General features: G+C 30.6%; 1 protein-coding gene. It reads left to right on the plus strand.

The genetic code is table 11. The annotated features are described in order from the left end of the window. Window positions 1-1,373 (plus strand): efflux RND transporter permease subunit (locus ACRCYC_RS11300; protein ID WP_438510132.1); only part of this gene is annotated, 1,373 nt, incomplete at its 5' end. Window positions 1,374-1,516 lie beyond the last annotated feature (143 nt).

The following is a 1,516-nucleotide window of genomic DNA, read 5'->3' on the forward strand; positions in this document are numbered from 1 at the left end:
CTGGAGTTTTAAGTTGGGGGTCATTTATAGGTGGAGGTGCACCTAGATTCTCTACAGGATATTCGCCACAAACACAACTCCCTGAATATGCTTATATTATGTATAATCTAACTGATTACAGATTAATTCCAAAATTAAGTCAAGAGATTAACGAATATCTTTTAAATAAATATCCTGATATTGATGTAGTTTCTAAAGGATTAGGTAGTGGAGTTTCTCTTGCTAAAGATTTAGGATACGTTTTCGCTTCACGTGATATAAAACTTCTAAAGAAAGTGGCAGAAGAGGTTAAAACTAAACTTACTTCTCTTGATGGTACTTATGCTGTATCTGATGACTGGGGAATTGAAGTTCCTAAAATATTCATTGAAATAGATACTGAAAAAGCTCAAACTGCAGGATTTAATAATGAAACCATTGGAACTTATTTACAATATGTTCTTCAAGGTTATAATGCTAGTATCTATAGAAATTTTGATGCTCCACCTCAAAGTACAATTATTCCAATAGTTTTAAGAGGAACTGATCAATATCAAGATGATTTAAATTCTATACAATCTATAGAATTAGTAAACTCAAGAGGTCAAGCAGTACCTTTAAAACAAATTGCAAAAATCTCTCTAGAATATCATGATAGCTTAGTTGCAACTAGAAATATGGCTTACTCTATTGAAATTGATGCAGCTATAAAAGATTCAACTACTCCTCTTGAAGTTAATAAAAAGTTTATGCCTTGGCTAAATGAAAAACTTAAAGAGTGGGGACCTAATGTTAAATATTATTCATCTGGTATTATGCAAACATCTGATGAAAACCAACAAGCTTTATTTGCTCAAGTTCCAATAGCAATTTTAGGAATGTTCTTCTTAGTTGTTGCACAGTTTAACTCTATGAGAAAAGGTTTAACTATTATGCTTGTTATTCCACTTTCTATATTAGGAGTTGCAATTGGATTATTGTTAACCAATACTGATTTAGGATTTATGGCAATGATTGGTATTATTGCCCTTGCTGGAGTCGTTCTTAACCACGCTATTATCCTAGTAGATAAAATGACCATAGAAAAAGATGATTTAGGTAGAAATGATCAAGATGCTGTTGTGTTCGGTTGTCAATCAAGACTTAGACCTATTTTTCTAACTGTTGCTACAACTTTAGTTGGATTATTACCATTATATTTCTTTGGTGGACCACTTTTCCAACCAGTGGCAGTTGTTCTTATATTTGGTCTTGTTACAGATACATTTTTAGCTCTTGGAGTTATTCCTGTTATCTATGCACTTTTCTATAAAATTGACTTTACTGATTATGCATATGATGAAAGTCGTTTAATAGAAAATAAACCAACTGAAAATAAAGATGCTCAGTCATAAGATAATAAGATAAAATGCCTAGCTAATTAGCTAGGCATTTTTTATTTTATAATTTTTTATATACATATTGTGGTCTACCTATATTTCCATAAGTTATATTTTCCTTTATATAATCTATTTTTTCTAAATAATCCAAATACTTT

Origin of the sequence: Paraclostridium sp. (assembly GCF_051657365.1) — a bacterium.
In the GTDB taxonomy this organism is placed as follows: Bacteria; Bacillota; Clostridia; order Peptostreptococcales; family Peptostreptococcaceae; genus Paraclostridium.